General features: G+C 64.7%; 23 protein-coding genes and 1 pseudogene. 13 read left to right on the forward strand and 11 right to left on the reverse strand.

What is annotated here, in order from left to right; translation table 11 throughout:
* The first annotated feature begins 29 nt into the window (after positions 1-29).
* Both P1X14_RS05065 and guaA read left to right on the forward strand, forming a co-directional pair.
* A complete protein-coding gene (locus P1X14_RS05065; protein ID WP_277314228.1) occupies positions 30-998 on the forward strand; it encodes a hypothetical protein in 969 nt (322 codons plus the stop codon).
* Between the two features lie 75 nt (positions 999-1073).
* Entirely contained in the window at positions 1074-2630 is a 1557-nt protein-coding gene (gene guaA, locus P1X14_RS05070; RefSeq protein WP_277314229.1) for a glutamine-hydrolyzing GMP synthase, read from the forward strand.
* Positions 2631-2784: 154 nt separating this feature from the next.
* Here the strand turns inward: guaA and rlmJ are convergent, their stop codons facing one another.
* Positions 2785-3615, reverse strand: coding sequence for a 23S rRNA (adenine(2030)-N(6))-methyltransferase RlmJ (rlmJ, locus tag P1X14_RS05075; protein ID WP_277314230.1), 831 nt, complete (start codon positions 3613-3615; stop codon positions 2785-2787).
* Between the two features lie 307 nt (positions 3616-3922).
* On the opposite strand from rlmJ, the pseudogene P1X14_RS05080 reads away from it, so the two are divergent.
* The 4 genes and pseudogenes from P1X14_RS05080 to P1X14_RS05095 all read left to right on the forward strand — a co-directional run bounded on the left by P1X14_RS05080 (position 3923) and on the right by P1X14_RS05095 (position 5753).
* A pseudogene (locus P1X14_RS05080) lies at positions 3923-4242 on the forward strand (hypothetical protein).
* A gap of 121 nt (positions 4243-4363) precedes the next feature.
* Entirely contained in the window at positions 4364-4996 is a 633-nt protein-coding gene (locus P1X14_RS05085) for a hypothetical protein (RefSeq protein ID WP_277314231.1), read from the forward strand.
* Positions 4993-5412: a GNAT family acetyltransferase gene (locus P1X14_RS05090; protein ID WP_277314232.1), complete on the forward strand. Its 420-nt coding sequence runs from the start codon at positions 4993-4995 to the stop codon at positions 5410-5412. The genes P1X14_RS05085 and P1X14_RS05090 overlap by 4 nt, the downstream gene beginning before the upstream one ends.
* Positions 5409-5753 carry an ArsC family reductase gene (locus tag P1X14_RS05095; protein ID WP_277314233.1) on the forward strand — a complete coding sequence of 115 codons (345 nt, stop codon included), beginning with the start codon at positions 5409-5411 and terminating at the stop codon, positions 5751-5753. Before P1X14_RS05090 ends, P1X14_RS05095 begins: the two co-directional genes overlap by 4 nt.
* Before the next feature lie 37 nt (positions 5754-5790).
* Here P1X14_RS05095 and P1X14_RS05100 read toward each other — a convergent pair whose 3' ends face one another.
* Positions 5791-6249 carry a surface-adhesin E family protein gene (locus P1X14_RS05100; protein ID WP_277314234.1) on the reverse strand — a complete coding sequence of 153 codons (459 nt, stop codon included), beginning with the start codon at positions 6247-6249 and terminating at the stop codon, positions 5791-5793.
* A gap of 95 nt (positions 6250-6344) precedes the next feature.
* Between P1X14_RS05100 and P1X14_RS05105 the strand changes: the two genes are divergently transcribed.
* The gene (locus P1X14_RS05105) at positions 6345-6992 is read left to right on the forward strand and encodes a TIGR02466 family protein (protein WP_277314235.1); all 648 of its coding nucleotides are present in this window, start codon (positions 6345-6347) and stop codon (positions 6990-6992) included.
* Between the two features lie 10 nt (positions 6993-7002).
* Here P1X14_RS05105 and P1X14_RS05110 read toward each other — a convergent pair whose 3' ends face one another.
* The 3 genes from P1X14_RS05110 to P1X14_RS05120 are packed head-to-tail and all read right to left on the reverse strand — an operon-like array spanning position 7003 to position 8103.
* Positions 7003-7218, reverse strand: coding sequence for a helix-turn-helix transcriptional regulator (locus P1X14_RS05110; RefSeq protein ID WP_277314236.1), 216 nt, complete (start codon positions 7216-7218; stop codon positions 7003-7005).
* Positions 7211-7642, reverse strand: a complete 432-nt coding sequence (locus P1X14_RS05115) for a hypothetical protein (RefSeq protein WP_277314237.1) — start codon at positions 7640-7642, stop codon at positions 7211-7213. The genes P1X14_RS05110 and P1X14_RS05115 overlap by 8 nt, the downstream gene beginning before the upstream one ends.
* Positions 7643-7644: 2 nt before the next feature.
* Positions 7645-8103 (reverse strand): hypothetical protein, encoded by a 459-nt coding sequence (locus P1X14_RS05120; RefSeq protein ID WP_277314238.1) that lies wholly within the window; start codon positions 8101-8103, stop codon positions 7645-7647.
* Between the two features lie 127 nt (positions 8104-8230).
* On the opposite strand from P1X14_RS05120, the gene panB reads away from it, so the two are divergent.
* From panB to P1X14_RS05150, 6 genes are all read left to right on the forward strand, one after another.
* The gene (panB, locus tag P1X14_RS05125; RefSeq protein WP_277314239.1) at positions 8231-9088 is read left to right on the forward strand and encodes a 3-methyl-2-oxobutanoate hydroxymethyltransferase; all 858 of its coding nucleotides are present in this window, start codon (positions 8231-8233) and stop codon (positions 9086-9088) included.
* A 63-nt stretch (positions 9089-9151) separates the two neighbouring features.
* Positions 9152-9862 carry a tetratricopeptide repeat protein gene (locus P1X14_RS05130; protein WP_277314240.1) on the forward strand — a complete coding sequence of 237 codons (711 nt, stop codon included), beginning with the start codon at positions 9152-9154 and terminating at the stop codon, positions 9860-9862.
* Positions 9859-11184 carry a PQQ-like beta-propeller repeat protein gene (locus tag P1X14_RS05135; protein ID WP_277314241.1) on the forward strand — a complete coding sequence of 442 codons (1326 nt, stop codon included), beginning with the start codon at positions 9859-9861 and terminating at the stop codon, positions 11182-11184. The genes P1X14_RS05130 and P1X14_RS05135 overlap by 4 nt, the downstream gene beginning before the upstream one ends.
* A gap of 109 nt (positions 11185-11293) precedes the next feature.
* The gene (gene der / locus P1X14_RS05140; RefSeq protein WP_277314242.1) at positions 11294-12661 is read left to right on the forward strand and encodes a ribosome biogenesis GTPase Der; all 1368 of its coding nucleotides are present in this window, start codon (positions 11294-11296) and stop codon (positions 12659-12661) included.
* A complete protein-coding gene (locus tag P1X14_RS05145; protein ID WP_277314243.1) occupies positions 12661-12870 on the forward strand; it encodes a sulfurtransferase TusA family protein in 210 nt (69 codons plus the stop codon). Before der ends, P1X14_RS05145 begins: the two co-directional genes overlap by 1 nt.
* A 75-nt stretch (positions 12871-12945) precedes the next feature.
* Positions 12946-13359: an Hpt domain-containing protein gene (locus P1X14_RS05150; RefSeq protein WP_277314244.1), complete on the forward strand. Its 414-nt coding sequence runs from the start codon at positions 12946-12948 to the stop codon at positions 13357-13359.
* Between the two features lie 95 nt (positions 13360-13454).
* Here P1X14_RS05150 and bfr read toward each other — a convergent pair whose 3' ends face one another.
* The 6 genes from bfr to P1X14_RS05180 all read right to left on the reverse strand — a co-directional run bounded on the left by bfr (position 13455) and on the right by P1X14_RS05180 (position 17186).
* On the reverse strand, positions 13455-13940 hold the full coding sequence (bfr, locus tag P1X14_RS05155) for a bacterioferritin (protein WP_277314245.1): 486 nt from the start codon (positions 13938-13940) through the stop codon (positions 13455-13457).
* Positions 13941-14043: 103 nt separating this feature from the next.
* Complete coding sequence (locus P1X14_RS05160) at positions 14044-14214, reverse strand: (2Fe-2S)-binding protein (RefSeq protein WP_277314246.1); 171 nt, start codon at positions 14212-14214, stop codon at positions 14044-14046.
* A 117-nt stretch (positions 14215-14331) separates the two neighbouring features.
* Positions 14332-15594 (reverse strand): DUF418 domain-containing protein, encoded by a 1263-nt coding sequence (locus tag P1X14_RS05165; RefSeq protein ID WP_277314247.1) that lies wholly within the window; start codon positions 15592-15594, stop codon positions 14332-14334.
* Positions 15591-16040 carry a hypothetical protein gene (locus P1X14_RS05170; RefSeq protein ID WP_277314248.1) on the reverse strand — a complete coding sequence of 150 codons (450 nt, stop codon included), beginning with the start codon at positions 16038-16040 and terminating at the stop codon, positions 15591-15593. The genes P1X14_RS05165 and P1X14_RS05170 overlap by 4 nt, the downstream gene beginning before the upstream one ends.
* 31 nt (positions 16041-16071) lie before the next feature.
* On the reverse strand, positions 16072-16695 hold the full coding sequence (locus P1X14_RS05175) for a nitroreductase family protein (protein WP_277314249.1): 624 nt from the start codon (positions 16693-16695) through the stop codon (positions 16072-16074).
* A gap of 83 nt (positions 16696-16778) precedes the next feature.
* A complete protein-coding gene (locus P1X14_RS05180) occupies positions 16779-17186 on the reverse strand; it encodes a hypothetical protein (RefSeq protein WP_277314250.1) in 408 nt (135 codons plus the stop codon).
* Positions 17187-17201: the final 15 nt, after the last annotated feature.

A 17201-nucleotide genomic window follows, 5' to 3' on the forward strand; every position in this document is an offset into this window, starting at 1 on the left:
CTCCCTGCAGAGATTCTGTGGGGGAAATCATGAGAGCTATTGTCGGATCCGTCGCAGCGCTTTCGCTGCTGAGCACCACCAGCTGCACCGCGATCCTGAAGGAAGTGCGCTATCCGGGCGGTTATCCCGCCTATGTGCTCGACAAAAGGACGTTCAATGCCTCGGGGTCGAAGCAGATGATTCTGCTTCGCGCGACGCTGATCCTCGGCCTGGCCGCAGAAATGAGCCGCGTCACGGTGAACGGCGAGGATGCCGATGCGTTCGCCAAGCACCTCAAGAACGCGACCGACGAGATCAACTATGCCGCGGCCGACGTCTACAGCGTCGGCGACCGCGCACCCTGCAGTACCACCGACGACAGCATCGGCCCGGACAATGACTGCAAGGGCTTTTACGAGAATTTCGACGCGAACCTTCCGCTGATCGAAGGACGCCTGATCCGCGTTATGCTGGCGGTGCTGCCGACCGATCAGGCGCGCAAATTCCTCGACGACGCCAGCAAAGGCAACATTCTCGGCGCGGCGCTGAACGCGTTCCGGACGGTGATGAAGGCCGCAGGCGGGCTGCATGTCGGCGCGGCGCGCTACCGCACCGGGCTCGAGGTTGTGGCGGGCCAGATGGGCGACAAATGCTATTCGGGTAGGGCCTTCGAAGCGGGCAACCTGACGACCGTGATCGAGGCCGCGGCATGCATCGGCCTGTCACAGGACAATATCTTCGCGAAGAGCCCGCCGGATCAGCGCAGCAAGCTTGCTGTCCCGGTGCTGCCAGCAGCCTTCATTATGCTGATGCGCGGGGTTGCCGCCGCCTGCGTCGCGCTGCCCTATGGCGGCAGCGAGAAGGCGGTCAACGACAGCCGCAAGGTTCGTGAGGAGGCATGCGGCGCGATCAGGTTCAACCCGACAGGCCGGCCGACGACGATGGAAGAGCAGGAGGATGGCGATCCGGATCCGACGGCGACTCCCACCCCGACGCCAACCCCGCCACCGACCACCTGATCGGCAGATCAAAGTCGTGTCGAAGGGCCTCAACAGCCCTTCCCCTCGCGGCTTCATCTGCTATGCGCGTCGGGCATGAACCATCATGCCGATTCCATCCTCATCGTCGATTTTGGCAGCCAGGTCACCCAGCTGATCGCGCGCCGCGTGCGCGAAGCTGGCGTGTACAGCGAGATCGCGCCCTTCAACACCGCTGCCGAAGCCTTTGCGCGGATGCAGCCCAAGGGGATCATCCTCTCCGGCTCGCCGGCGTCGGTGCTGGAGGATGGCAGCCCGCGCGTGCCGCAGGAGATTTTCGATAGCGGCCTGCCGGTTCTGGGCATCTGCTATGGCCAGCAGGTGATGATGCACCAGCTGGGCGGCACCGTCCGGCTGGGCGACAGCGGCGAATTCGGCAGCGCCTTTATCGAGATCCAGGACGAATGCGTGCTGTTCGACGGCCTGTGGCAGACCGGCGAGACGCATCAGGTGTGGATGAGCCATGGCGACAAGGTGACCGAGCTGGCGCCGGGCTTCCGCCCCGTCGCGACCAGCCCCGGATCGCCCTTCGCGGTCGTGGCAGACGATGCGCGGCGCTACTATGCGACGCAGTTCCACCCCGAGGTGGTCCACACGCCGGACGGCGCGCGCTTCCTCGCCAACTTCGTCCGTCACGTCTGCGGCCTGAGCGGCGAATGGACCATGGCCGAGTTCCGCGCCGCCAAGATCAAGGAAATCCGCGATCAGGTGGGCGATGGCCGGGTGATCTGCGGCCTTTCGGGCGGCGTCGATAGCGCAGTCGCGGCGGTGCTGATCCATGAAGCGATCGGCAGCCAGCTGACCTGTGTGTTCGTCGATCACGGCCTGATGCGTTCGGGCGAGGCCGATCAGGTCGTCAGCCTGTTCCGCGGCCATTACAACATCCCGCTGGTCCATGTGAACGCAGAGACGCTGTTCATGTCCGGCCTGATGGGCGTCACCGATCCCGAGGCGAAGCGCAAGTTCATCGGCAAGACCTTCATCGAAGTGTTCGAGGAGGAAGCGAAGAAGATCGGCGGCGCCGATTTCCTGGCGCAGGGCACGCTCTATCCCGACGTGATCGAGAGCGTCAGCTTCACCGGCGGGCCTTCGGTGACGATCAAGAGCCACCACAATGTCGGCGGCCTTCCCGAGCGGATGAACATGAAGCTGGTCGAGCCGCTGCGCGAACTGTTCAAGGATGAGGTCCGCGCGCTTGGTCGCGAACTGGGCCTGCCGGACATTTTCGTCGGCCGCCACCCGTTCCCCGGACCCGGCCTCGCGATCCGCATTCCGGGCGAAGTGACCAAGGAACGCTGCGACATCCTCCGCAAGGCCGACGCGATCTATCTCGAGGAGATCCGCAATGCGGGTCTCTACGACGCGATCTGGCAGGCCTTCGCGGTGCTGCTGCCGGTGCGCAGCGTCGGCGTGATGGGTGACGGACGGACCTATGACTCGGTGCTGGCGCTGCGTGCGGTAACGTCGACCGACGGGATGACCGCCGTGGCATTCGAATTCCCCGGCGGCTTCCTCGCCCGCTGCACGACGCGGATCATCAACGAGGTGCGCGGGATCAACCGGGTGACCTACGACTATACGTCGAAGCCGCCCGGGACGATCGAATGGGAGTGAGGGGTATTGTGGCATCCCGCAGGGCAGTTTGGCGTGGTGTTAGCCGGACCCGCTAACGCACCTACTGCCACCTGCTCATCTCTCAATTCTGCCTCCGAACTTCGTGAATTCCGTCGGAGCTAACGTGAAGCCAAATCGGCGATGTGGGTCTATTTCAAACGACCAACCAATCCGCTGTGATTTCGCCCCTGTGCCCTTCCGGCGCCAGCGCGGCGCGGAGGGCTTCCAGCAGAGGCGGCAGCGCTTGTATGAAGGCGTAGGGCGGGTTGACGATGAAAAGACCCGCGCCATTATAGATGCCGGGTTGATCTCTATCGTACAGCCAATGCTCCACGCTCATAAACTTCGGGATGCCGAGTTTGCTTAACTGCTCCCTCCACCGCCAATGCGTGGCGCGGTCCTTCAGTGGATACCAGATCACCGTTACGCCATGCGCCCATTTGCGGTAGGCGGCGGCTAGCGTGGCGGTGATCCGGTCGCGTTCGTCTGTCTGCTCGTAGGGCGGATCGACCACCACCACGCCGCGCCCGGTGCGGGTCGGGAGCATCGCCAGCCAAAGCTCGTAGGCGTCGCGCTCATGCACGGCAGCGAGTGTGTCGCGCATCGCGCCGCGCAGGACACGGGCGTCCTCGGGATGTTTTTCATTGAGGATCAGGAGGTCCTGTAAGCGCAGAAGCTGCGCTAGAATGCGCGGCGAACCGGGATAGAGGTGCGGCTCGCTCCCGACATTCACCGCCTGTACGGCGGCGCGGTAGTCGTTCAGCAAAGGGTTTGAGTCGGCAAGGGTCCGCAGCACGCCACCCGCGGCTTCGCCGGTGCGCTGGGCCTGATCGCCGTCAAGGTCGTAGAGCCCGCAGCCGGAATGGGTGTCGATCAGGGTCAGCGCGCCCGGTTTGAGCTGCAAGGCCCGCACAAGCGCGATCAGCAGGCTGTGCTTCACTACATCGGCGCTGTTGCCGGCATGGAAGGAATGGCGATAGTTCATTGCAATTCAAAATCCTGACGGTCTGCCTTCGTACGAGCTGCTGGGCGCGGAAGCCGAGCGGTAGGCGATTGAAGCAACCAATCCGGCGCTCGTACCCAGTCGGGCGGAAAGCTTCAAAGCCCTTCTGTGCGAAGCCTCAAATCCACTTTAGCGGTCGGCGACAACTGACGGCAGCTACGGCTTTGATCCGCAAGGCACGGCTTAGCGCGCCGCGATCGGACCGGTCTTAAGCGCTGGGTATCGCCTGCGCGTTGGGAATGAACCCGCACCTGTGCTTCGGCACGGCTGGCGTGCTAAAGCCGACGATATGTCGAACTCCCGAGGCAATTCCGGCACCGTAAATGTCGATGGGGTGTCGTATGATTGGCACCTTCAGCGCGAACCGCATCTGTCGGATGACGAAGGGTGGAAGGGAATGACGATTTCCATTCTCCGCAGGATGCCAAGCGCGAAGCGTTGCTGGAGTTTCCGCCACCCAAGCGGCTGTTGAAGGGGATGCCGCGCGGTCGTCTTCAACTCGATGACGCCACGATCTCGCGGTGCGTGCGCGCCGCTATGTCGGCCGGTTGGGAGCCGATGTCGCGGGGGAGGCCGATGGTGTTCATGGTCGACGCCGATGGCAATTGAGACGCTCGCCGCGAATGCCAGGGCGCGCCACTCGGCGCGGCAACGCGCCGCCGCGCGCTGAGCCGATTGCATCGCACCGTCGAAGGTGAGACTGTGCCGCCGGGCAATCGGGGATCGGACCATGGGCAGGTTTCACCACTTCGCGGGCATCGCGGCACTGGCATTGCTGGCATCGTGCGGCAGCGAGACCGAGACCAATGTCACCACCACGGTCCAGACCGACAATGGTAGCGAGATCATCGTGCCGCAGTCGAATGTGGCGGCGGGCAATGATGCCGTCTCGAACAGCGTCGAGGGTGTGGCTCCGGTCGTGAACATCGCGCCGGACGGCCTTTCGCTGGTCGGTGAGAGCGGTTCGACGCGGCACCTGACCTTCGGCATGACGCGTGAGGCGGTTGTGGCCGCGGTCGGCACTGCGCTGGGCACTCCGACGGGCACGGCGCGGAACGAGGAATGCGGGCAGGGGCCGGTCGACACCACCGACTTCAAGGGCGGGCTGAGCCTCTCGTTCCAGCAGGGCAAGTTCGTCGGCTGGGATTTGGACGGGCGCGACAAGCCGCCCTTCACCACGGCTGCGGGGATCGGCACCGGATCGACGCTGCGCCAGCTGCGCGACGTGATGAAGGTTACGGTCGAGGAAAGCACGCTGGGGACCGAGTTCGCCGCGGGCGAGCTTGGCGGGCTGTTGAGCGCCGATGCGCCGGACGGCAAGATCGAGCATATGTGGGCAGGATCGGTCTGCCAGTTCCGGTGATCGTCGAGGCGGCTGCGGACGATCGCAGCGCGGTGATCGCGCTGTGGGAGGCGTGCGGGCTGACGCGGCCGTGGAACGATCCCGCCAGCGACTATGCCCTCGCGCTGTCCGGCGCGACATCGGCCGTGCTGGTCGCGCGCGATGGCGAGGGGTTGGCGGGCAGCGTCATGACCGGTTTCGACGGGCATCGCGGCTGGGTCTATTACCTTGCCGTCGCGCCGGACCGGCAGCGCGGGGGCGTCGGCCGGGCGCTGATGGCGGCGGCGGAAGCTTGGCTGCGCGAGCGCGGGGCGCCGAAGATCCAGCTGATGGTGCGCGAGGATAATGACGCGGCACTCGGTTTCTACGAGGCGCTGGGGATGGAGCGGCAAAAGGTGGTGACGCTAGGCCGGTTTCTCGGCAAGGAAGACGCATGATCGCGATCCATGGCATCAAGAACTGCGACACGATGAAGAAGGCCTTCGTCTGGCTGGACGAGCATCGCATCGCCTACACCTTCCACGACTATAAGAAGGAAGGCGCCGACCGCGCCCGGCTGCTGCGCTGGATCGAGGCTGCGGGCTGGGAGACGGTGCTGAACCGCGCCGGCACCACCTTCAGGAAGCTGCCCGACGACGTCCGCGCCGGGGTGGATCAGGACAAGGCGGTCGAGCTGATGCTGGAGCAGCCCTCGATGATCAAGCGGCCGGTGCTGGAGTTCCCCGGCGGGGTGCTGATCGGCTTCAAGCCTGAAATCTACGCCCGGGCATTGCTCTGAGACAGGACTCTGAGGCAGGCGCCCGGCCGCGGGCAGATTACCGGTTGTTGCGGAAATAGGCGGTGAGCGTGTCGAACGGGTTGGCGATCGGCTGCGTGGCATAATCGCGCTTGCCGCAGGCGGTGAGCAACACGCCCCAGATCGCCGAACCCTCATTCGCGGTCAGCATCTGGCCAGGATTGTCGTTGCTCGAAAGTAGGGTGCCATTGGCGTAATAATTGTCCGACAGGATCTGGTGCTGCATCGTCCGGCAATTGCCGCGGCGGCGGATTTCCGAAAGGTTGAAGTCGCGCACATCGCCCATCGTCTCGTAGATCGACTGGGTGCGGAACTCGATGATGTCGCCGCGCAGCACCACCGTCGAAGCATCGATCACATAGGCGGTGCGATCCGGCGATTGCCCGGCGATCGAGGCCACGCGCCAGCTTTGCGCCGAGGCACAGCCAGCCCAGCCGAGAGTGATCGCCACCAGAAAATAACGTGCGATTCTGGTCATTCGAGGCCCCCTTCTGAGATATCTGCGGGATAATGCAGAACCGGCGCGGAAGGAAGCGTCTTGCGCGGGCGCGGAGACAATCTAGGTGAGGCGGAATGAGCGCTACGCCGACCGATTTCGACAAGATCCGCGTCCGCGCTGCGCAGCATGGGCTGTTCGAAACGGTGATCCTGCATGGCCAGCTGTCCGAGGCCGAGCCGATGACCGCGGCATTGGAAGCGGCGATCCGGACGAAAGCGTCGGGCGACAGTGGCATCGCCCGGTCCAATGTCGGCGGCTGGCATTCGAAGACCGACATGCTCGACTGGGGCGGCCCGGCGGCGGCGAAGCTGGCGGACATCGCGGTGAAGATGGCCAGGCGCATGTCGCGGTTCGACGGGGCGGAGCCGGAATGGTCGGTGCGGATGTGGGCCAATGTCTCCCCGCCCGGCGCGCTCAACATGAGCCATGCTCATCCCGGCGTGCTGTGGGCCGCGGTCTATTATGTCGCGACCGGCGAGGCGGGGCAGGGGGGCGAGCTGTACCTCGAGGACCCGCGCTTCCCGCTGCCGCAAATGACCTGGCCCGGCTTCCGTGCGATCGGCGCCGATGGCGTGCCGCAGGATACCGAGCACCGCATCGCCCCGCAGCGCGGCGATCTGGTGCTGTTCCCCGCCTGGATGCGGCACGGTGTGCGGCCCTATCAGGGCAGCGGCGAGCGGATTTCGATCGCGATGAACCTGTATGTCGGGCCGCGGGGCTGAGCGGGACGCTTTACCCCTCCTCCCACTGGAACACTTCGTCGAGCGGCTTGCCGAAGACCATCGCGATGCGGAAGGCGGCTTCGAGCGTGGGGGAATATTTGCCCTGCTCGATCGCCGCGACCGTCTGGCGGGTGAGGCCGATCCGCTCGCCCAGTTCGGCCTGGGTCATTTCCCCGGCCATGAAGCGCAGCGTGCGGATCTGGTTGGCGATGTGGCCCTTAGCCATGCCAGCCCCTCCGGTAGCTGGTGACGGTGACGGCCAGCCGGACCAGTTCGGCGATGACGATCGCGGCAAGCGCCGAATTGGCGACCTTCCACCCGCTTTCCACCAGCGGCAGGACCACGCCGACCCACAGCATCAGGACCATCAGCGTATAATAAGCGGCGGTCGCGCCGCGGCGGCCGATGTCGCGGTCGCGCTCGTCGGGTTTGGCGCGGGTCTCGGCCGCGGACTGGATGCGCAGGGTCAGCCAGCCGCCGCCCAGCACCAGCAGCCGCACCACGGTGGCCGCGCCGAACAGGCCGACATAGGTGAGGGTGGTATCGCGCACGCCGACGGGCTCCACGATCCCCACCGCGACGAAATAGGCGCCATAGGCCAGGGTCATGCCGATCAGTTCGATCCAGGCGAGCTTTTCACGATAGGCCATGTTCAACCTCCGATCCGGAAACGGACGAGCTGGAAGCCCGAATGGACCAGCTCGGCCAGTACGAGCGCGGCGAGCATCGCATTGCCCAGCACGACCGGCGCGAGTTCGGGATCCAGCTTCATCTCGCCGGCGATCCGCAGCAGCACCGGGCCGGCGAGCATGGTCGTGACCACCGCGGCGGACAGAATGAAATAGGCGGGGCGATAGGCGGCAATCGCATAGGCCTTCTCGCGGTCGTCGGCCGGGGCATTGGCCGATTTGGGCGAGAAGATCGCGACCAAAGTCGCCATGACGATGTGGATCACCGTCAACACGATCACGGCGAGGACGAAATCGCCCGTCGCTTCGCCCTGATCGATTCGCCCCGCCTTCAAGGCGCCGATGAAGCCGGTGAAATACCAGCCCCAGATCACCAATGTGATCGCCATCGACGACAAGAGGATTTTCTCCCTGAACGTCATCTTTATCGAACTCCATGTTCTCGATTCGTGACTCTATGTAAAAAATATCTGACATTGAGTCAAATGCACTTGGCGCGACTGGCGACTCTGCTGGTGCGCGCTGCTGCGCCGGGCTAGGGAACGCGCCATGTCTCACGTCACCCTCGACACCTCGACCAGCCGGGCCAATCCGACCCCCAGCCCCCAGAAGCGCGTGACTATCCCCGCGCTGCGCAACCGCAAGGGCAAGGACCCGATCGTGATGCTGACCGCGTACACCACGCGGATGGCGCAGTTGCTCGATCCGCATTGCGATATCCTGCTGGTCGGCGACAGCCTGGGGCAGGTGATCTACGGCCTGCCGTCCACCCTGCCGGTGACGCTGGACATGATGATCGCGCACGGCGCGGCAGTGGTACGCGGCAGCTATCGCTCGGCGGTGATCGTCGACATGCCGTTCGGCAGCTATGAAGCCAGCCCCGAGCGCGCGTTCGAAAGCGCGGCGCGGGTGATGGCCGAGACCGGTGCGGCTGGCGTGAAGCTGGAAGGCGGCGCGCCGATGGCGCCGGTGGTGCAGTTCCTCACCGGGCGCGGCATTCCGGTGATGGGCCATATCGGGCTGACCCCGCAATCGGTGAACGCGCTGGGCGGCTATGGCGCGCGGGGCCGCAGCAATGCCGAACATGCGCAGATCCTGGACGATGCCCGCGCGATCTCCGATGCGGGCGCGTTCGGGATCGTGGCCGAAGGCGTGGTCGAGAATCTGGCCAACGAGATCACCGCCGCGGTGCCGGTGCCGGTGATCGGGATCGGCGCATCGAACCAGTGCGACGGCCAGGTGCTGGTGATCGACGACATGCTGGGCATGTTCGAGCGCACGGCGCGGTTCGTGAAGCGCTATGACGACATGGCTGGCCGCATTTCCGCCGCGGTTGAAACCTATGCGGCGGATGTCAGGTCGCGGTCGTTTCCGGGACCCGATCAAGTCTATGCGGCACGCGATTGACGGGCTATCAGCGGCGTTCCGCGCGGCTGGGCCGTGATTGCGATGCCACCCATGGAGTAAGTTTTGGCGCTTCCCCCCAATGATTCGACCAACGATGCCTTTGTCCGCGAAGTGGACGAAGAGTATCGCCGCGAGCAGCTTTTGTCGCTGTGGCGCAAATGGGGCCGCAGCGGGCTGATCGTGCTTGGCGTCGCGCTCGCGGCGCTGGCGGCCTATCTCTATTTCAATTCGCGTACCGACCAGCAGGCCGGCAAGCAGGGCGAGCAGTTCAGCGCGCTGCTGGAAGAAGTGAAGACCGGGCAGGCCGCAAAGGCCGGTCCCGAGCTGCGCAAGCTGGCGACCGATGGGCGCCCGGGCTATCGCGTGATGGCGCTGTTCACCGAAGCCGATCTGCTGCTGGCCAAGGGCGACCTGAAGGGCGCCGCGTCACGCTATGCATCGGTTGCGAACGACAGCTCGGTCGCGCAGCCGTTCCGCGATCTGGCGCTGATCCAGCAGACCCGCGCGGAGTTCGATTCGATCAATCCGCAGGTGGTGATGGATCGGCTGAAGGGTCTGGCCACGCCGGATTCGCCCTGGCTGGGCACCGCCGGCGAGACCATCGCGGCAGCCTATATCAAGCAGGGCAAGCGCGCCGAGGCGGGCAAGATGTTCGCCACGATCGCCCAGTCCAAGGGCTATGTTCCCGACAATATGCGTCAACGTGCGCTCGAGATGGCCGGTGCCTATGGTGTCGACGCTTCCGGTGCGGCTGAGGAAAAGAAGGCTCAATGAAGAACTGGGTGAGGATGACGGCCGCCGCTGCGGCGCTGCTGGCGCTGGGCGGATGCGGTGTGTTCAAGGGTGGCACCGGCAATCGTACGCCGGTCGTTGGCCAGCGTATTCCGATCCTGCCGTCGGAAAGCGAGAGCGCGGCCGATGCGGCGCAATCGGGCCTCGAAGTGCTGGTGCCTGCGGCTGCGGCGAACCCGAGCTGGACCCAGCCGGGCGGCAACGCGTCGAAGTCGATGGGCCATCTGGAGCTGGGCGGCACGCTGACCAAGGCGTGGAGCGTGCAGATCGCGGGCGGCAACAAGCGCGAGCGGCTCGCCGCCTCGCCGGTGGTCGACGAGAACCGCCTGTTCGTGGTCGATGTCGAAGGCACGGTCACGGCCTTTGCCGCGGATAGCGGATCGAAGCTGTGGGCGGTCTCGACCGTCAAGGACACCGAGAACAAGAGCGCCCGCTTCGGCGGTGGCGCCAGTGTCGAGGCGGGCCGCGTCTATGCCAGCAACGGGCTGGGCGATGTGGTTGCGCTCGATGCGACCAACGGCAACGAAGTGTGGCGCAAGCGCCCGGGCGGCCCGCTGCGCGGTTCGCCGACCGTGGCGAACGGCCAGGTCTATGTGGTGACGCAGGACAACCAGCTGATCGCGCTGAACCAGGAAGACGGCGCGGTCGTGTGGACCGTTTCGGCCAGCCTCGAGACGCAGGGCGTGTTCGGCGTGGCAGCCCCCGCGGTGGCGCAGGGCACGGTCGTCGCCGGCTTCTCTTCGGGCGAACTGAACGCCTATCGCTACGAGAACGGCCTGTCGCTGTGGACCGACGTGCTTTCTCGTTCGAGCATCTCGACCTCGGTGTCGTCGCTGTCGGATATCGATGCCGAGCCGGTGATGGATCGCGGCCGCGTCTATGCCGTGGGCCAGGGCGGCCGCATGGTCGCGATGGACGTCACCAGCGGCACGCGCCTGTGGGAACAGAATGTCGCCGGTATCTCGACGCCATGGGTTGCGGGTGAGTGGATCTTCATCGTCACCGACGATGCGCGCCTGCTGTGCCTGTCGCGCGGCAGCGGCAAGATCCGCTGGATCTCGCAGCTCAAGCACTATCGCAACGAGAAGAAGAAGACGAACCCGATCAGCTGGACCGGGCCGATCCTGGCGGGCAACCGCCTGGTGCTGGTCAACAGCCGCGGCGAGATCGTCTCCGCTTCGCTCGCCGATGGCAGCGTGACCTCGACTCTGGAAACCAAGAGCGAAGTGACGCTGTCGCCGATCGTGGCGAACAACATGCTCTATGTGCTCGACGACAAGGGCCGCCTGACGGCCTATCGCTGAGCCCTTCCCCCGGCGGGGAGGCCAAGGATCGGCGGCGGCGGGGCAAACTCCCCGCCGCCGCTTTTTCGTTGGCATTCCCTTCCGCAACCATGAACCCTAGAAGCAGATCATGTCCCTACCCATCGTCGCCATCATCGGCCGCCCGAATGTCGGCAAATCCACGCTGTTCAACCGGCTGGTCGGCAAGCGCCTTGCGCTGGTCGACGACCAGCCCGGCGTGACGCGCGACCGCCGCGAAGGCGATGCGAACCTGCTGGGGCTGGAATTCCGTATCATCGATACTGCCGGGTTCGAGGATGAGGACGCACAGACCCTGCCGGGGCGGATGCGCATCCAGACCCAGGCGGCGGTGAACGAAGCCGATGTCGCGCTGTTCGTGGTGGATTCCCGCGCCGGGGTGACTCCGCTGGACGAGGAGATCGGCCGCTGGCTGCGCTCGTCCGATACGCCGGTGGTGGTGCTGGCCAACAAGGCCGAGGGCAAGGCGGGCGAGACCGGCGTGATCGAGGCGATGGCGCTGGGCTTTGGCGATCCGATCCCGTTCTCGGCCGAGCATGGCGAGGGTATGGCCGATCTGTTCTCCGCACTGCTGCCGCATATCGAGCGCGAGGAGATCGAGGTCGAGGAGGAGGATCCCGATGCTCCCGGCGCGCCGCTGAAATTCGCGGTGGTGGGGCGGCCGAATGCGGGCAAGTCCACTTTGGTCAACAAGCTGCTGGGCGAGGACCGGATGATCACCGGTCCGGAAGCCGGGATCACCCGCGATTCGATTTCGGTCGACTGGGAGTGGGAAAGTCCGGAAGGGCCGCTTCCCGTGCGCCTGATCGACACGGCCGGGCTGCGCAAGAAGGCGCGGGTCGAAGAGAAATTGGAGAAGCTGTCGGTCGCCGACACGCTGCGCTCGATCGACTTTGCCGAAGTGGTGGTGCTGCTGCTCGATGCGACGCGCGGGCTGGAAGTGCAGGACCTCAAGATCGCCGATCGCGTGCTGCAGGAAGGCCGCGCGCTGATCATCGCGGTGAATAAGTGGGACGTGGCCGAAAATGCCTCCAGCCTGTTCAACGGGATCAAGGGCGCGCTGGAGGAAGGACTGTCTCAGGCCAAGGGCATTCCGGTGCTGACCGTGTCGGCGGCGACCGGCAAGGGTCTGGACGTGCTGATGAAGGTGGCGTTCGAGACGCGTGAGGCATGGTCGCGGCGCATTTCGACCGGCCAGCTCAACCGCTGGTTCGAACGTGCGATCGAAGCCAATCCGCCGCCCGCGCCGGGGGGCAAGCGGATCAAGCCGCGCTACGTCACCCAGATCAAGTCGCGCCCGCCCAGCTTCGTGTTGTTCGGCACGCGCGTCGATCTGCTGCCGACCAGCTATCAGCGCTATCTGGTCAACAGCCTGCGCCGGGAGTTCGATTTCGGCGCGGTGCCGGTGCGGTTCACGATGCGGGCGCCGAAGAATCCGTTCGACCACGACAAGAACTGATGATCGAGATCGATGCCCGCGGCATGCGCTGTCCTTGGCCGGCGATCCGCCTGGCCAAGGCGCTGCGAGAACATCCGGGCAGGGCGATCGAGATATTGGCCGACGATCCTGCCGCACCGCGAGAACTTGCGCTGATTGCAGAAAATGCAGGTGTAAGGCTGCAAGATGCTGAAGGCGACGGAAACCATCGTTTCCGCGTCATCCCCTAGATCTACATCAACTTGCTGTTTACTTACGCAGCCTAAAGCTCGGCTGTACCTTCGGTGGTGCGGAGTGAGTATAGCATGTCGAGTGCGAGTGATCCGCTGGTGAACTGGGACGCGTTTTCAAATGCGCGTGCGGAGCTTGGCGCCAATTTCGTGCGTATTCTCGGTTACTTCCGGGAAGACGGCGTGAAATCGGTCTCGCAGATCGAAGACGCGATGCGTTCGCAGAACGCCGCCGCGATGGTGCTTCCCGCACATACGCTGAAGGGCGAATCACGCCAGTTCGGCGCCGATCCGCTGGCCGAAATCGCCGAAATGATCGAAGCGATCGCGCGCGACTGCGTGGAGAGCCGCGACACGCCCAGCCCGGCACTGGAACATGTCGTGCAACTGCGTCCGCTGTTCGAATCCACGCTGGCGCTGCTCGAGCGCGAAGCGAACCCGCTGGTGGCACGCAAGCCCACCGCATTCGGACGCCGCCCGGCCTTCTAATTTCGGTTCAACAGAGCTGAAACAGCACGGCACCGGCCCGCTCCCCTATCCGGGGAGCGGGCCGGTGCCGTATCGGCGAAGCTGCAGGGAAAGGCTTACGCCTCTTCCTCGACCGACCGGCTGTTGAGCTGGACGTAATTCTCGATCCCCATGCGCTCGATCATCTCGAACTGGGTTTCCAGCGTGTCGATATGCTCTTCCTCGCTGTCGAGGATCTGGCGGAACAGGTCGCGGCTGACATAGTCGCGCACCTTCTCCGAATGCTCGATCGCGTCCTTCAGGACGGCGACGGCTTCATATTCGAGATCCAGATCGGCCTTGAGCACTTCGGCGACGGTCTCGCCGATGCGCAGGCGGCCGAGCAGCTGGAAATTGGGCAGGCCGTCGAGGAACAGGATGCGCTCGGCAACCTGGTCGGCATGCTTCATCTCGTCGATCGATTCGTGACGCTCGAACGCGGCGAGCTTCTTCACGCCCCAGTGATCGTACATGCGGTAATGCAGCCAATACTGGTTGATCGCGGTGAGCTCGTTCTTGAGCACCTCGTTCAGAAATTCGAGGACCTTCGGATCGCCCTTCATGACGCTGTTTCCCTGCTTGTTACAGGCAGGTGTTTAGCCCTGTTCGGGAGTTCCGAACAGTCAAAAAATGGCGGATTTCCGTGGGTTTCGCTAGTTGCGAGTGTTACGCAGCAGCACGTTCGGAATTGATAATCTCTCGCGCGAACGGGACGCACTGGCCGCATTTCGGCTGGAGGCCAAGGGCGCGATAGGCCTGGCAAGCGCTGCGCGCGCCGTCACGTGCGGCCGCGCGCACATCGCGTTCCTTGATTGCATTGCAAACGCAAACGACCATCAGACCCTCGAACTCTCGCTGCACCCACTATGGGGATATTGAGACTGATTCGCAACGGCTATTGCGTATCGCTCGCAAGAGATGAAGAATCGGTTCGTCGCAAAAATTTGCCCGGAATCAGTCGCTCGCAGCCGCCGCGCCGCGAATCGGCTGGAAGCTGAGCCGTGACAGGCTCCGCCACAGCCATTCGAGCGGGCCATAGCGGAAATGGGCCAGCCACGGCTTCGACCAGAGCAGCATCAGCGTCCACACCGCGAACACCACCAGATAGAGCTGCGCGCGGCCGAGATAGCCGAACCAGCCCAGTCCATAGCCATAGAAGAAGGTGGTGCAGATCAGGCTGGTGGTCAGATAGTTGGTGAAGGCCATCCGTCCCGTCGCTGCGATGCGGCTGGTGAGGGCGCCGCCCGGCCGCGCCAGCAGGATGATGAGGCTGGCCCAGCCAACGATCATGAAGGGCCGGAAGATGCTGGTCAGCGTCATCGATCCCAGCACGACCGAGAACAGGCTGAAATCGGCATTCAACTGATAGGCAGCCAGTGCGGCATAGGCAGGGATACCGATGCCGAAGCCCAGCCATAGTGCTTTGCGATAGCCGGCGCGGGTCCATTCCCCGCGCAACAGCCCGCTCTTCAGCCCGGCCATGCCGAACAGCATATAGGCGAGGGTCTCGAAGCCCACGAACATCGTTTGCGCCAGCGGCCCCAGCGGATTCTCGCGCAGCCGCTCCGCCACGATTCCTGCATAGTTGCCGCGATAGATCGCCAGTTCCTTCGCGATCTCCGCAGCGGTGGGGATGCCGAACGTACGGTTGAACCCGGCCAGGTTCTTGGCGGCCTCCGCTGCGTCCTTGCCTTCGCCCGCAGCTGCGATCTGGAGGAAATGGATGCCGACCGGCAGCATCGCCATCACCAGCAACTGGACGACCAGCAGCAGCACGCCCAGGACGATCAGCCTGCTGGGCCGCATCCGGCGGCAGAAAAAGGCGATCATGCCGACCAGCGCGTAATGGCCCAATATGTCGCCGAACCAGACCAGCCACAGATGGGCCAGGCCGAACAGCAGCAGCCAGATCATTCGCATGTAATGGACCCTGGCCGGGCTCTCGCCCTTGGCTTCGGCCCGCTCGATCACCAGCAGGATCGACGCGCCGAACAGGAACGAGAACAGGCCGCGCATTTTGCCGTCGAACAGCACGAAATTGGTAAGATAGACGGCCAGATCGATCCCCTCCGCACCGCCATAGGCGCGCGGATTGAAATAGGCGGCGATCGGCATGCCGAACGCCACGATGTTGAGCAGCAATATGCCCATCACGGCGACGCCGCGAACGGTGTCGAGCGATTGCAGGCGGGCGATGGGGGCTGCGGTGTCGCTCATGCTTTGCGCGCCACCCACGCGATCGGCAGGCCGACAAGGAGGAGGTGGCACAGAAGCTGCGGCACGATCTGGACCGGCGTCGACGGCAACGGCATGCCGAAGCGCGCGGGCACCACGATCAGGTTCATCACCACATAGGTGCCCAGACCATAGAGCAGGCCCCAGAGCAGCCATTGCCGCTTGAGCGCCGGAATACGGTCCGCCGCGAGGACGAAGATCGCGGCCATGATCGCCATCAGCGTAAAGTGGACGGCGAGGCCGAGCGACGCGCCCTGCGCGCCCCATTTGGTGGCGCCGGGAAAGGGACCGGACGCGACGAAGCGCAGCATCGCCTCGACATCGCGGCCCTTGTTGAGCGTCATGCCGATCGCCGCGAGGATATCGAGTGTCCCCGCGATCAGCGTGGATACGATGATCCGCCGCCCCGTGCTCCAGCCACCCGCCATGCCTGCCCCCTCGCGTATTTCGCGGGCGAAGCTACAGCCAGCTTGCGATCTGCTCCAGCGACTTCTTTTTCAGCGCATGCGCGGGGACGGTCGCGTCCTCTGCGGCATGACCGGTGACGATGATCATCATCGGCTTTTCATGCGCGGGCCGCTGGCAGATGCGGTTGAGGAACTTCATCGGATTGGGCGTGTGGGTCAGCGTGGCGAGACCCGCCTCGTGCAGCGCGGTCAGCAGCATGCCGCAGGCGATCCCGACACTTTCGGGAACATAATAGTTCTGCATGTCGGTCACCGCGTCGATCCCGCCGCGGCGCTGCGCGAACACCACGATCAGCCAGGGTGCGGTTTCGAGATAGGGCTTGTCCGCATTGGTGCCGAGCGGACCGATAGCGTCGAGCCATTCCTTGCTCGCGCGGCCGCCATAGAAGCTGCGTTCCTCCTCCTCGGCGGCGACGCGTATCGCCAGCTTGGCGCCGGGCGAGGAGATCGCGGCGAAATGCCAGGGCTGGTGATTGGCGCCGCTGGGTGCGGTGCCCGCGGTGAGGATCGCGGCTTCGATCACTTCGCGCGGCACGTCCCTGTCGCTGAAGCTGCGGCAACTGTGCCGGGTACGCATCGTCTCCAGAAAGGCCTCGGCCCGCGCAAGCCGCTCCATGTCAGTGCACTCCGGATATGGGCGCCAGGGTAAAGCGTCGGGATCGGGCATGGTTCCGATGTAAAATCTTTTTCCTTAACAACCTAGCGGTGGCTTTTGCGGAGGACGAGTTTCAACCCCGACCAGACCGCATCGACCGCACAAACCTTCACATCGACCAACCCGGTCGGCAGCACGACCTCGCGGATCACATCCTCGGTGATGTCGGTGGGGACCTTCGACGCCTTTTTGGGCCAGGAGACCCAGATGAAGCCATCCGGCGCGATCAGCACGCGCAGTGCGGCGATCAGCCGCTCGAGCTCGGTGCGCTCCTTGACGAAGATATGCGCGGCCTGGGTGCCGTCCGAGGCGACCGCGAGTTCCTCGATGCCGATCTCCTGCGGATCGATCTCGGCGCGGACGCTGTCGGGCAGGTCGTGGAACCAGATGCGAAGGCCGGGGACCAGCCCCAGCTTCTTGGCGAGCGGCGTACCGGAATAGCCTTCGGGCATCGGAATCCTCCTCCC

This window comes from Sphingomonas sp. AOB5 (genome assembly GCF_029433115.1).
Taxonomy (GTDB): domain Bacteria; phylum Pseudomonadota; class Alphaproteobacteria; order Sphingomonadales; family Sphingomonadaceae; genus Sphingomonas.